Source organism: Nocardiopsis sp. NPDC006139, from assembly GCF_040614155.1.
GTDB lineage: Bacteria > Actinomycetota > Actinomycetes > Streptosporangiales > Streptosporangiaceae > Nocardiopsis > Nocardiopsis changdeensis.
The window spans coordinates 1-12,607 of sequence record NZ_JBEXTT010000036.1 but is presented as its reverse complement, the minus strand read 5'-3'; the positions used below and the strand labels follow the sequence as shown (position 1 = coordinate 12,607).

The following is a 12,607-nucleotide window of genomic DNA, read 5'->3' as shown; positions in this document are numbered from 1 at the left end:
CGGCGTGTCAGGCGCGCAGCGCGGCGCCGGTGCGCTCGGCCGCCGCGGCCACGGCGGCGTCGCGGGCGGCGCCGGCCTCCTCCGCCGTCAGCGTGCGGTCGGCGGCGCGGAAGCGCAGGGTGAAGGCCACCGACTTGCGGCCCTCGCCCACCTGCTCGCCGGTGTAGACGTCGAACAGGCGCACGCTCTCCAGCAGCTCCCCGGCGCCCGCCGCCAGCGCGGCGCCGATCTCGCCGACCGGGACGGACTCGTCCACGACCAGGGCCACGTCCTGGACCGCCACCGGGTAGGTGGAGACCTCCGGGGCGACGACCGGGGTGCGGGCCCGCTCGACGCGGTCCAGCTCCAGCTCCATCGCCGCGGTGCGCTCTGGCAGCCCGAACGCCTTGACGGTGCGCGGGTGCAGCTCGCCGGCGTGGCCGACGAGCACGCGCTCGCCCCCGACCCGCACGTACAGTGCGGCGCAGCGGCCCGGGTGCCAGGGGGCGTGGGCGTCGGCCTCCGCCTCCAGCTCCACCCCGGCGACCCGGGCGACCTCGCGGGCGGCCTGGATCGCGTCGGCCCAGGTGGCCGCGCGGCCCCCGCCCCACCAGCCGGCGCGCTCGGCGTCGCCGGTGATGACGACGCCGATCCGGCGCGGCTGGGCGGGCAGGGCGGCGTCGATCAGCGCCAGCTCCTCCGCGCTCGGTCCGCGGTCGACCGGCAGGAGCGGGGCGCGGGTCGCACCCGGCTCGGGCCGGTACACCAGGCCCGTCTCGAAGAGGGCCACGTCGGTGAAACCGCGCCCCACGTTGCGGGCCAGCGCCTTGAACAGGCCCGGCAGCAGCGTGGTCCGCAGCAGCGGCTCCTCGTCGTTGAGCGGGTTGGCCAGGCGCAGGGCGACCCTGCGGGCGTCGTCGGCGGGCAGCTGGAGCCCGTCGAGGTCGCGCTCACCGGTGAACGGGTAGGACAGCACCTCGTTGTACCCGGCGTCGGCCAGGGCCCGGCCGACGGCGCGGCGCAGCCGCTGGCCCTCGGTGAGGCCGCGGCCCGAGCCGCGCGGCCGGATCGAGGGGATGTTCTCGTAGCCCTCGAACCGGATGACCTCCTCGGCCAGGTCGTTGGGGTCGGTGAGGTCGGGCCGCCAGGACGGCGGGGTGACGGTCAGGACGTCCCCGTCCGCGGCCACCTCGCAGCCGACGGCCGTCAGCCACTTCTCGGTGGTGCCGGCCGGGTAGTCGACCCCGGAGACCGAGGAGGCGTGCCCGGCCCGCACCGTGATGGGCGCGCGCGGGGCGACCCGGTCCAGGTGGGTGTAGGCGTCCTCGACGGTCGCCCCGCCCAGCTCGGCCAGCAGCCCGACGGCGCGGGTGGCGGCGGCGAGCTGGAGGCCGGAGTCCACACCGCGCTCGAAGCGGCGGGAGGCCTCCGAGGAGAGCTGGTGGCGGCGCGAGGCCCGGGCGATGTGCATCTCGTCGAAGTGGGCGGCCTCGATCAGGACCGAGGTGGAGGACAGGCCGATCTCGGTGTCCACCCCGCCCATGACCCCGGCGATCGCCTGGGCGCCGGACCCGTCGGCGATGACGATGTCGTCGGTGTCCAGGGAGCGCTGGACGTGGTCCAGTGTCTCCAGCTTCTCCCCCGCCTCGGCGGCGCGCACGGTGACGGTGCCGGTGAGGCGGTCGCGGTCCCAGGCGTGCAGCGGCTGGCCGAGCTCGAGCATCACGTAGTTGGTGATGTCGACGGCCAGGGAGACGGGGCGCACCCCGCACTGGTGCAGGCGGCGCTTCATCCACAGCGGGCTGGGCGCGTCGGGGTCGAAGCCGGTGGCGCCGCGCAGGACGAGGCTGTCGCACAGGGAGTCGTCGGCGATGGCGGCCGGGTGGCCCTCGCCCGCGGGGGCGGACGCGGCGACGTCGGCGGGGTCGTGGAACGCGACGCCGTACAGGGAGGCGGTGTCGCGGGCCACACCGCGGATCGACAGCGCGTAGCCGCGGTCGGGCGTCACCGCGATGTCGATGACGTCCTCGCGCAGGCCGAGCGGGCCGATGGCGTCCTCGCCGACCTCGCCGAAGCCCTCGGGCAGGATGACGATGCCGCTGTGGTCCTCCCACAGGCCCAGCTCGGTGGCCGAGCAGATCATGCCCTCGGACATCCGGCCGTAGGTCTTGCGGGCGCCGATCCTGAAGCCGCCGGGCAGCTCGGCGCCGGGCAGCGAGACGACGACGAGGTCGCCCTCGGCGAAGTTGCGGGCGCCGCAGATGATCTGCTGGGGCTCGCCGGTGCCGTTGGCCGACCCGACGTCCACCCGGCAGTAGCGGATGGGCTTCTTGAACCCGGTGAGCTCCTCGATCTCCAGGACGCGCCCGTAGACGACGGGGCCGGTCAGGTCGGCGCCCAGGGTGTCGACGGTCTCGACCTCGAGCCCGGCCAGCGTGAGCCGCGAGGCCAGGTCACGTGCGGTGACGTCGGCCGGCAGGTCGACGTACTCCCGCAGCCAGGAAAGGGGGACGCGCATCAGTTCTCACTCCCGAACGCCGAGGTGAAGCGGATGTCGCCCTCGACCATGTCGTGCATGTCGCGCACGCCGTGCGCGAACATCAGTGTCCGTTCGATTCCCAGGCCGAAGGCCCAGCCGCTGTAGACCTCGGGGTCGACCCCGGCGGCGACGAGCACGCGGGGGTTGACCACGCCGCAGCCGCCGAGCTCGATCCAGCCCTCGCTGGAGCAGGTGCGGCACGGGTTGTCGGGGTCGCCCACCGACGCGCCGCGGCACACGAAGCACTCCATGTCCACCTCGGCCGACGGCTCGGTGAAGGGGAAGTAGGAGGCGCGGAAGCGGGTGCGCAGGCCCTCCCCGAACATGGACCCGACGAAGGCGTCGATGGCGCCGCGCAGGTGCGCCATCGTGATGCCCTTGTCCACGACCAGGCCCTCCAGCTGGTGGAAGACCGGGCTGTGGGTGGCGTCGAGCTCGTCGGTGCGGAAGGTCTTGCCCGGCGCGACCACGTACACGGGCAGCTCGCGCGAGAGCAGCGCGCGGACCTGCACCGGCGAGGTGTGGGTGCGCATGACCATGCCGGAGTCCCCACCGCCGGGGCCCTCCACGAAGTAGGTGTCCTGCATGGTGCGGGCCGGGTGGTCGGGCTGGAAGTTGAGGGCGTCGAAGTTGAACCACTCCGCCTCGACCTCGGGGCCCTCCGCGATCTCGAAGCCCATGCCGACGAACACGTCGGCCATGCGCTCGGCGACGGTGGTCAGCGGGTGGCGGGCGCCGCGCGGGGCCCGGTCCCAGGGCAGGGTGACGTCGACCCGCTCCTCGACCAGGACGCGCTCGTCGCGCTCGGCCTCCAGGGCGGCCTGGCGCTCCTTGAGGGCCTGGCCGACGTCGCGGCGGGCGCCGCCGACGCGCTTGCCCGCGTCGGCCTTGGCCGCCGGGGGCAGCGCCCCGATCTCGCGGTTGGCCAGGGCCAGCGGAGACCGGTCGCCGGCGTGGGCGAGACGGACCTCCTTGAGTTCGGCGAGGTCCTTCGCCGCTGCGATGGCGGCCAGTGCCTCCTCGCGCATGCGGGCGACCTCGTCGGGGTGCAGGGGGGTCACCTCGACCGGGTCGAAGGAATTGTTCGGTGCAGACATGGTTGGTCACCTCACCGCCGCGTCCCCGTGCAGGAGGAAGGCGTGCGGTGGTCACGGTCCGCCGTGGGGCGGACGGGGCCGACAGGGAAGGCTCAGGGATGTCGGGCGCGCAGGGAAGGGTCCACTCACCGGTCCCGGGCACGCCGTGGAGCCCACCGGGGGCGTCGGAGGGTCTGAAGGGCTTCAGACGAACTCGGGCGTCCCGGCGGGCATGGTAAATCGGAACTCGGCACCGCCGCTGGGGGCGCGTCCGACGGTGATCGTGCCGCCGTGGGCCTCGACGAGGCCCTTGACGATGAACAGCCCGAGGCCGGTCCCGCTCCGGCGCTTGCTGCGCCAGAACTGGCGGAAGACGCGCGGAATGGTCTCGGGCGCTATGCCCTGGCCTTCGTCGCGCACCGACACCGCTGCTCCTCCCTCACACGGCTCGATCACGATACTGACAGTACCAGCGCCGTGCCGCACCCCGTTTTCCACGAGGTTGGAGAGGATCTGTTCGAGCTTGTCGGGGTCCAGCCACATCTGCGGGAGGCCTTCGCGCGTCTCGACCCGGAAGCGCTCCTCCGACTCGCCGGAGGCCACGCGTCCGGCGACGACCCGGCGCACCACCTCGGTGACGTCGACGACCTGGCGGCGGACCTCGATGCGGCCGGACTCGATGCGGGAGACGTCGAGCAGGTCGTGGATGAGCCGGGTGACGCGGTCGGCGTCGGCGTTGACGGTCTCCAGCATGAACAGCTTCTGCTTGTCGGTGAGCCGTTCCCACTTGGTGAGCAGCGTGGAGGTGAAGCCCTTGACGCTGGTCAGCGGGGAGCGCAGCTCGTGGGCGACCTCGGAGACGAGGTCGGCGCGGCTGCGCTCGGCGCGCGTGGAGGCGTCGCGCAGGGTGACGACCAGGCGGACGAGGTCGCCGCCGGGGCGGGCGCGCACGTAGCGGGCGGCGACGAGGATCTCGCGGTCGTCGGGCAGGTACAGGGCGCGCTCGGTCTGGCGGGTGCGGCCGCGGTCCCCCCCGTAGGGGTCGCTGGCCTCCCACCAGTCGTTGCCGTCCGCGCCGACCAGCGGCAGGGCGGCGCGGAAGTCGCGCCGCAGGGCGTCCGCGGCGGGGATGCCGGTGAGCTGGGCGGCCTGGGCGTTGTAGAGGATGACGCGGCCGCGGGCGTCGGCGACGACGACGCCGTCGGGCAGGTCGTCGGCGTGCAGCGGGGCGTGGCCGGTGACGGTGTCGTCCACGTCCCACAGCGGTGCGGGGGTCGGGTCGCCTCCGGTGCCGTCGTCCGGGGGGGCGTCGGAGGGGTGTGCACCCTCTCCGTCCTCCACCGGGTGATCCACCTGCCGGCCGCTGCCCACGCCTCTCCCCGCTCCCCTTGTAGGTCCACGGACGCAGGGCATCCGCGCCTGCGTGCCGCCGACCGATGGCGCCGGCATCCGCGACCACCACCGCAGATCTACCCGGCACGTCCGTCCGGTACGCCTCTTGAACAGGGATCTCCGCCCACGTCGGGGCGGGTGGCGCATCGGGGGGCGCCACCGTGATCCCGCTCAGACCCTATCGGCACCGACACCCCGTGCACGTGCATTTGCCAATGCGAGTGGCGCGTCGGCGCCGGAAATCCCCGCCGGCCCTCAGGAGCGCCGCTGCTGGCGCGCGGTGGTGTAGAGGCACACGGCCGCGGCCGTGGCCAGATTCAGGCTTTCGGCCCCGCCGTAGATGGGGACGCTGACCGCGCCGTCCGTCAGGCGGACGGTCTCCTCCGGCAGGCCCCAGGCCTCGTTGCCGAAGACCCAGCCGACCGGGCCGTCCAGGTCCCCGCCGTCGGCGACCTCGTGCAGGTCCCGCGGCCCGCCGCCGTCGGCGGCCCAGACCCGGGCACCGCGCTCGCGCAGGAAGTCGACCGCACGCGCCACCGGGACGCCCACCACGATGGGCAGGTGGAACAGGCTCCCGGCAGAGGCCCGCACGCACTTGCCGTTGTAGGGGTCCACGGAGGCGTCGGTGAAGATGACCACGTCGGCCCCGGCGGCGTCGGCGGTGCGCAGCACCGTACCCGCGTTGCCCGGGTCGCGGACGTGGGACAGGACCGCCGCCAGGCGCACGTCGCCGACCCCGTCCAGGGGGACGTCGACGAACTCGCAGACGGCGATGACGCCCTGCGGGGTGACGGTCTGGGCCAGCTCCGTCATGACGTCGAGGCTGACCCGGTGGACCGGGACGCCCGCCGTGTGGGCGGCGTCCATCAGGTCCAGGTGGCGCTGCATGGCCTCGGTCGTGGCGTACACCTCGACCACGCCGGGGGCGGTCCCGCCGTAGGGGGACCGCCCGGCACCGCCGGCGGCGGCCAGTGCTTCGCGCACGGCCTGCGGCCCCTCGGCGAGGAAGCGCCGCTCGCGCTGGCGGAAGGTGCGTTTGGCGAGCCGCCGAACCCCCTTGATCCTGGGTGACCGGACACTCGTGAACTCGTGGCTCGCCATCGCTCTACCCGTCAGACTCCGTGTGGAACCGGTCAGGCCGCGGCCTCGGCCGGAAGGGCCTTCTTGGCGGTCTCCACCAGGGTCGCGAACGCGGCCTCGTCGTTGACGGCCAGCTCGGCGAGCATACGGCGGTCGACCTCGATGCCGGCCAGCTTCAGGCCCTGCATGAAGCGGTTGTAGGTGAGGCCGTTGGCGCGGGAGGCCGCGTTGATCCGCTGGATCCACAGACGACGGAACTGGCCCTTGCGGTCCTTGCGGTCGCGGTAGGCGTAGGTCATCGAGTGGAGCATCTGCTCCTTGGCCTTGCGGTACAGGCGCGAACGCTGACCGCGGTAGCCGCTCGCCCGGTCGAGGACGACCTTGCGCTTCTTCTTGGCGTTGAGAGCCCGCTTCACGCGTGCCACTGTGACTCCCTCTTGTGTGTTCCGGCGCGCGGGGCGCGCCGACCGGCCCGACTCCGAGGAGTCCGGCGACCGGATTCGCTTCTGGTTGATCCCACCCGGCGGCCGTCACCGCGCCGCTGGGGCGCGGGGGCGCTTCCGGTGGGAGGGGAAGGTTCGCGGACTACTTGCCGAGAAGCTTCTTGATGAACTTCGCGTCCGCGGGGGCGAGCACGGCCTCGTTGCTCAGCTTGCGCTTGCGCTTGGAGGTCTTGTGCTCAAGGATGTGGTTCTTGTTGGCACGGCGGCGCATGATCTTGCCAGAGCCGGTGACCTTGAAGCGGTCCTTGGCCCCACTGTGGGTCTTGTTCTTCGGCATGTCGCCGTCGTCTCCTACTCCGTCGGCGTGTCGGTCCGCGCGCGGGGCGCGGGCGACACGGTTGTTCCGCCACTGCTTCCGTCACTGTGGCGGGGTCCCTGGACGCCGGCCGTGACGCGTTCGGATGTCCGCGCACAGCCCACCCCACCACCCGGTCCCTTCCGGCGGCCGGGCGGTGGGGGACTTCCCCGGAGCCGCTAGGCCTGTGCGTCGGGCTGTTCGCGGCGGGACTTGTCCCCCGCCGCGGCCGCGCGGGCCTCGGCCTTGTGCTCGGACCGCCGCTTGTGCGGGCCGATCACCATGACCATGTTGCGGCCGTCCTGCTTGGGCTGCGACTCCACCGTGCCAAGGTCCTGGACGTCCTCGGCGAGCCGCGCCAGCAGGCGGCGGCCCAGCTCCGGACGGGACTGCTCACGACCACGGAACATGATCGTCACCTTGACCTTGTCCCCGCTCTTGAGGAACCGCACCACGTGACCCTTCTTGGTCTCGTAGTCGTGCGGGTCGATCTTCGGGCGGAGCTTGATCTCCTTGATGATCGTGTTCGACTGGTTCTTACGGGCTTCGCGGGCCTTGACCGCTGACTCGTACTTGAACTTGCCGTAGTCCATCAGCTTGGCGACCGGCGGGCGCGCGGTCGGCGCTACCTCGACGAGGTCGAGGTCCGACTCCTGGGCGAGGCGCAGGGCGTCCTGCACGGAGACGATTCCGACCTGTTCACCGTTGGGTCCGACGAGACGGACCTCGGGCACCCGGATGCGGTCATTGATGCGGGGCTCGGCGCTGATGAGACCCCTCCCTAGCTTTCTCGGATTACCTGGGACCGGCCGCCCCTGATTGGTGCGGCCTGCTGGATCGGCCCGCCCGTCTCCGGCGGATGGACCGACCGCGTCGGGGTCTCCCTGGAAAAGCGAAAACCCCGCCAGCGTGTGCAAGCGGGGTCGATCCGGTGGACGGCACGGCGACGCGCGTATCGGACGGACTCCGCGTACGCGGGGTCCCGTCGCGACGGCGACGCATCGGGCCGACTCGGTGGACCCGCCCGGGCGTGACCCGACGGGTGGGAGGATCATCTCCGCTTGCGGTTCCAGTGTGACAGGCACACCGGACCAAGTCGATATCTCATACTACCAGTCGGGCGGACCCTCCCGGTCCGCGCCGCTCAGGAGGCGGCGCGGCGGGCCAGCTCGGCCTCCCCCGCGGCGCGCATCGCCTCGACCGGGACCCGTTCCCGGCCCGTCATCAGTCGCACCTGGGCCACCGCCTGGTGCAGCAGCATGGGGAAGCCGCCCACGACCCGGCCGCCCCGTTCCGCGACCCGGCGGGCGGCGGCGGTGGGCCAGGGGGAGTACACCACGTCGAACAGGTCCGCGCCGCTCTCGGCCAGCGGCCCGGCCAGGCCGTCGGCCGCGCCCGAGGGCAGCGACGAGACGACGAGGTCGACGCCGAGGTGGCGCTCGGCCTCGGCCAGGGGGGCGACCTCCACCGGGTGCCCCAGGCGCCCGGCGGCGGCGACCACCTCGTCGGCCCGGGAGGTGTCCCGGGCCAGGACCGTGACCGGGGCGGTGAGCCCGAGCCCGCGCAGGGCGGCCAGGGCCGAGGCCGCGGTGGCCCCGGCGCCCAGGACGGTGGCACTGCGGGGGGCGTCCACCCCGGCCTCGGCCAGGGCGGTGACGATGCCCTCGACGTCGGTGTTGTGGGCGGCCCAGCCGCCGCCCTCGCGGACCAGGGTGTTGGCCCCGCCGACGCGGACGGCCAGGTCCTCGGCCCGGTCGGCCAGCTCCAGCGCCCGCCGCTTGAGCGGCATGGTCAGCGAGAGCCCGGCCCAGTCCGGGCCGAGCCCGGCGAGGAAGGGGGCCAGCCCCTCCTCGCCGCACTCGTGCAGCCCGTAGGACCAGTCGTCCAGGCCCATCGCCGCGTAGGCGGCGGCATGCAGGACCGGGGAGAGGGAGTGGGCGACCGGCGAGCCCAGGACCGCCGCGCGCATCAGCCGCCGCTCCAGTTCTCCATGAACTCCTGCTTGAGCAGCTCGAACTCGGCCTCGCTGTCGGTGAACTCGGTGACGCCGTTCTCCGGGTCGGTGGCCACGAAGTACAGCCACGGCCCCTCCGCCGGCTCCAGCGCCGCCATTATGGCGTCCTCGCCGGGGGCGACGAAGGGCCCCGGCGGCAGGCCGGGCTTGTGGTAGGTGTCGAACCCGCTGGTGTCCGCGGCGCACGCGGCCAGCTGGTCGTTGTTCAGCGCGATGCCGTACTCGCCGATGGCGTAGAAGCAGGTGCTGTCCATGCCCAGGTTCATGTCGATCTCCAGGCGGTTGTAGATCACCCGGGAGACCTTGGGCATGTCCTCCTTGCTGCCGCTCTCGGCCTGGACGATGGAGGCGACGGCCATGACCTCGTCGGGGGTCAGGCCCAGCTCGGCGGCCCTCTCCTCCAGCCGCACCTTCTCGGCCGTCGCGTGGAACTGCTGGACCATGGTCTTGAGCATGGTCTGGGCGTCGGTGCCGGGGTCGAACATGTAGGTCGAGGGGAACAGGTACCCGGCGGCCTCGCCCTCGGCGTACTCGGGCAGGCCCAGTTCGTCGGGCCGGGAGTGGGCCGCCTCGAACTCCTCGTAGGGGACGCCGGTCGCCTCGGACAGCTCCTCCATGGCCTGCTCGTTGCGCAGGCCCTCGTTGACCGTGACCCGGCCGCCGAGGCGGTTGTCGGGGTCCAGCAGGGCCCGCACCGCGTTGTCGGCGCTCATGCCCAGGGCCAGGGAGTAGCTGCCCGGGACCAGGCCCTGGCCCCGCTCCTCCTCGGACAGGTCCTCCAGGGCGTTGGTGAACGCCCGCGGGCTGGCCACCACGCCCAGGTCGGTCAGGCCCTGGCCGACGGCGAGGCCGCTCTGGTTCTCCTCGATCACGTAGACGACCTCGCCCTCGCCCGCGCCGTCGAAGTCCGGCGGGAAGACGTAGGTGCGCATCACGAAGAACCCGCCGCCGCCGATGACCGCGATGAGCGCCAGGACGAGCAGGATCATCATGCCCTTGCCGCGCCGTTTGGCCCGGCGGCCCTCCGGCGTGCGCTGCTGCTGGGCCAGGCGGGCGCGTTTGAGCTCCTTGGCCTTCTTGCGGCTGCTGCGGCCGCCCCCGTAGGCGGCGGCGATGTCGGCCAGGGCCGGCTCTTCGTAGTCGTCGTGGTCGTCCTCTTCGGACCCGGCGTCCTCGGACGCCTCCGGCTCCTCCGCGGGCTCCTCCTCGCGGCGGCCGCGCCGGCGTCCCCCGCGGCGGGCGCCGCCGCGTCGGCCGCGGCCCCGGCCGCGCCGGGCGGGGGGCTCCTCGTCGTCGTCGGCCGGGGCGCCGTATCCGGCGTCCTCGGACTCGCCGGCCTCCTCGGGCTCGGGCGCCTCGTCGGCCGCCGCGCTCCGGCGTCGCCGGGAGCGGCGGGGGGCCTCCTGCGCCGGGGCGGCGAAGGCGTCGTCGTCGGGGGCGTCCCGGAACGGCGCGCTCTCGTGGGACCCCGTGTCGTGGGGGCCCGTGTCGCGCGGACCGGTGTCGAAGGACCCGGTGTCGTAGGAACCCGTGTCGTAGGACCCGGTGTCGTAGGAGCCCGTGTCGTGGGCTCCCGTGTCCTGCGGTGCCTGCGCCCGGCGGGCGCGGCGGCCCCGGGGCGGGGCGTCGGCGATGAACGCGCCGGACTCCGCGGGCGGCTCCTCCACCGGGCCGCGGCGGCGGCGGCCGGAGCGGGTGCGGCCCGTGTCCTCGGCGGGCTCGGCGGCCTCCTCGGCGGGGACCCCGCGGTGGCGGCGGCCGCGGCGCGGGGTGGAGTCGAAGGAACCGGAGTCGGGGGATCCGTCGCCGCGGGCGCCGCGCGGCCGCAGGTCCTCTTCGGACAGGGCGGCGAACGCCCCGGTGTCGGCGGAGCTGTTCACGCCGGGGAAGGGGACGGCGTCGAACGCCCCGGTGTCTTCGGGCAGACCGTCCAGAAAGCCGGGCTCCTCGTCCCGGCGGCCGCGCTTGCGGCCCCCGCGCCCGCGGCGCGGGGGCTCCTCGGCGGCGCGGCGGCCGCGGCGGGAGGCGCGCGGCGCCTCCTCCCCGGCCGCGGGCGGAGCGGGGTCGGGCTCGGGGCGCTCGCGGCGGGCGCGGCGCGGCGGCTCCTCCTCGGCGGGGGCGGGCCCCGCGGGCGAACCCAGGCCGGCCAGCGTGGCCAGGGCGTCCTGGGTGGTGTCGGCGGCGGGCGGCCGTCCCGCGGTGTCGGGACCGGTGTCGCGCGAGCGGCGGGCGCCGGAGCGGGCCGCACGGCCGCCGCGCAGCGCGTCGGCGGCGCCGCCGCGGCGCTGCGGCGCCGCGGGCTCCTGGTCGCGGTCGGAGCGGCCCGGGTTCAGCGGGTCGTACTCCTGGTCGGGCCGGGGAGCGTAGCGGGGGGTCCGGAACTCGCCGGTCGAGGGCCCCGGGTGCCGGGGGCCGGACGCCTCGGAGTCGGCCCACGGGGAGGCCTCCGGGCGGGCGCGTCGGCCGCGCGCGGGGCCGCCGCGCGGGTCGTAGTCGCGACCGCTGTCGCGGTCGGCGCGTCCACGATAGGGATTTTCGGGGTAGTCATCCCTGTCGTTCATGATTCTCCCTGGCTGGAGCGGACGATCTCGCCCGGGGGCCGGCCTGTCGACCGTTCCTGGTCCAAGGCGCTCTGAAGGAGGACCGTGGCCGCCGCCTGGTCGATGACCGACCGACGGGCGCGTCCGCCCTTGGCGCCCTTCTTACTGAAGGAGGCTCCGGAGAGCAGGTGTCCCTGCGCGGTCACCGTGGTGAGGCGTTCGTCGACCAGACGGACGGGGACGGGGTGCAGGAGTCCGGCCAGCGACGCCGCGAACTCCCGGGCCGACCGGGCGGCCGGCCCCTCCTCTCCTGACAGAGAGGCAGGGTAACCCACGATGACCTCCCGTGCCTCCTTCTCCAGGACCAGCAGGGCGATCCGGTTCTTGTCGCCCCTGCCGCGCGGCACCGTCTCCAGGGGGCTGGCGAGCGTACCGGAGGGGTCGCTGACGGCCACACCGATGCGGGCGTTGCCGGGGTCGACGGCCAGGCGGACACCGTTCCTCACGAGGAGCGCCCCCCGGTTCGGGGAAGGCGGCAGGGGCGGGCCGTCCCGGTACGGGTACGGCACCGCGATGGGAGAATCCTCGACACGGTGGTCCTGTTCGTCAGGTGGATCGCGGGGAAAGTCCGCGCAGACGGCCGTTTGATCGGCTGTGACGCGCCACAGTATGCCCGATTCGATGACCGTACGCAGCCCGGGTCACGCGGAGTGGGCTCCGGCTCACGGTCCGGGCGTTCGGTCCGCCGCTGTACGGGATGCGGGGCGGCCGTGGAGGCCGCATCCGAGTGTAAGTCACGCGAATCCCCCGTCATGGCGTCCGATCGCGCCCACACGGCCGGAGCCGGGAGCGCGGACGACCGCGTTCGCCCGAATCGTCACAGGTCGTGATACTACCCGGCACTGTGTGTCACGCTGTGTCACCACGCCCGTGTTGCGAAGACCACGCCGGGAGCGGCGGCCGAACGAGGGCCGCCGCCCGGCGGGCACGGGGCGCCCGGAGCCTGCTCCCGGACGTCCTCCTGTGCCGCCGGAGGTCGCGCGGCGCCGACGGGGCCGAAGGCTCCCGCCCTCGGAGGGCGCCGGGCGAGGCGGCGGTGCCGCGGTCCGCCCGCCGTCCGTCGGCTGAAACCAAGAGCTTCCTGTCAGAGACGATACGCGCATCTCTCGAACTCAGGCACAGCTACATC

Annotated in this window: 10 protein-coding genes; all 10 read right to left on the bottom strand. The window is 74.0% G+C overall.

Annotated elements, in window-relative coordinates; all coding sequences use genetic code 11:
- Positions 1-7: 7 nt before the first annotated feature.
- Positions 8-2,497, bottom strand: a complete 2,490-nt coding sequence (gene pheT / locus ABZ249_RS30795; protein WP_355269770.1) for a phenylalanine--tRNA ligase subunit beta — start codon at positions 2,495-2,497, stop codon at positions 8-10.
- Positions 2,497-3,615: a phenylalanine--tRNA ligase subunit alpha gene (pheS, locus tag ABZ249_RS30790; protein WP_355269768.1), complete on the bottom strand. Its 1,119-nt coding sequence runs from the start codon at positions 3,613-3,615 to the stop codon at positions 2,497-2,499. Before pheS ends, pheT begins: the two co-directional genes overlap by 1 nt.
- A 183-nt stretch (positions 3,616-3,798) precedes the next feature.
- Positions 3,799-4,965 carry a PAS domain-containing sensor histidine kinase gene (locus ABZ249_RS30785; protein WP_355269766.1) on the bottom strand — a complete coding sequence of 389 codons (1,167 nt, stop codon included), beginning with the start codon at positions 4,963-4,965 and terminating at the stop codon, positions 3,799-3,801.
- A 276-nt stretch (positions 4,966-5,241) separates the two neighbouring features.
- Positions 5,242-6,087, bottom strand: coding sequence for an RNA methyltransferase (locus ABZ249_RS30780; RefSeq protein WP_220559958.1), 846 nt, complete (start codon positions 6,085-6,087; stop codon positions 5,242-5,244).
- 32 nt (positions 6,088-6,119) lie between these two features.
- Entirely contained in the window at positions 6,120-6,491 is a 372-nt protein-coding gene (gene rplT / locus ABZ249_RS30775; protein WP_220559957.1) for a 50S ribosomal protein L20, read from the bottom strand.
- Positions 6,492-6,651: 160 nt separating this feature from the next.
- Positions 6,652-6,846, bottom strand: a complete 195-nt coding sequence (gene rpmI / locus ABZ249_RS30770) for a 50S ribosomal protein L35 (RefSeq protein WP_073384074.1) — start codon at positions 6,844-6,846, stop codon at positions 6,652-6,654.
- A gap of 197 nt (positions 6,847-7,043) precedes the next feature.
- Complete coding sequence (gene infC / locus ABZ249_RS30765) at positions 7,044-7,616, bottom strand: translation initiation factor IF-3 (protein WP_260697233.1); 573 nt, start codon at positions 7,614-7,616, stop codon at positions 7,044-7,046.
- 392 nt (positions 7,617-8,008) lie between these two features.
- Positions 8,009-8,833 (bottom strand): shikimate dehydrogenase, encoded by an 825-nt coding sequence (locus ABZ249_RS30760; RefSeq protein ID WP_355269763.1) that lies wholly within the window; start codon positions 8,831-8,833, stop codon positions 8,009-8,011.
- Positions 8,833-11,439, bottom strand: coding sequence for an endolytic transglycosylase MltG (gene mltG, locus ABZ249_RS30755; protein WP_355269761.1), 2,607 nt, complete (start codon positions 11,437-11,439; stop codon positions 8,833-8,835). The genes ABZ249_RS30760 and mltG overlap by 1 nt, the downstream gene beginning before the upstream one ends.
- Positions 11,436-11,924, bottom strand: coding sequence for a Holliday junction resolvase RuvX (gene ruvX, locus ABZ249_RS30750; protein ID WP_220559955.1), 489 nt, complete (start codon positions 11,922-11,924; stop codon positions 11,436-11,438). The genes mltG and ruvX overlap by 4 nt, the downstream gene beginning before the upstream one ends.
- Positions 11,925-12,607: the final 683 nt, after the last annotated feature.

Coding starts and splice junctions, on each gene's coding strand:
- pheT (WP_355269770.1), bottom strand. CDS start 2,497: ATGCGCGTCCCCCTTTCCTGGCTGCGGGAGTACGTCGACCTGCCGGCC.
- pheS (WP_355269768.1), bottom strand. CDS start 3,615: ATGTCTGCACCGAACAATTCCTTCGACCCGGTCGAGGTGACCCCCCTG.
- ABZ249_RS30780 (WP_220559958.1), bottom strand. CDS start 6,087: ATGGCGAGCCACGAGTTCACGAGTGTCCGGTCACCCAGGATCAAGGGG.
- rpmI (WP_073384074.1), bottom strand. CDS start 6,846: ATGCCGAAGAACAAGACCCACAGTGGGGCCAAGGACCGCTTCAAGGTC.
- ABZ249_RS30760 (WP_355269763.1), bottom strand. CDS start 8,833: ATGCGCGCGGCGGTCCTGGGCTCGCCGGTCGCCCACTCCCTCTCCCCG.
- mltG (WP_355269761.1), bottom strand. CDS start 11,439: ATGAACGACAGGGATGACTACCCCGAAAATCCCTATCGTGGACGCGCC.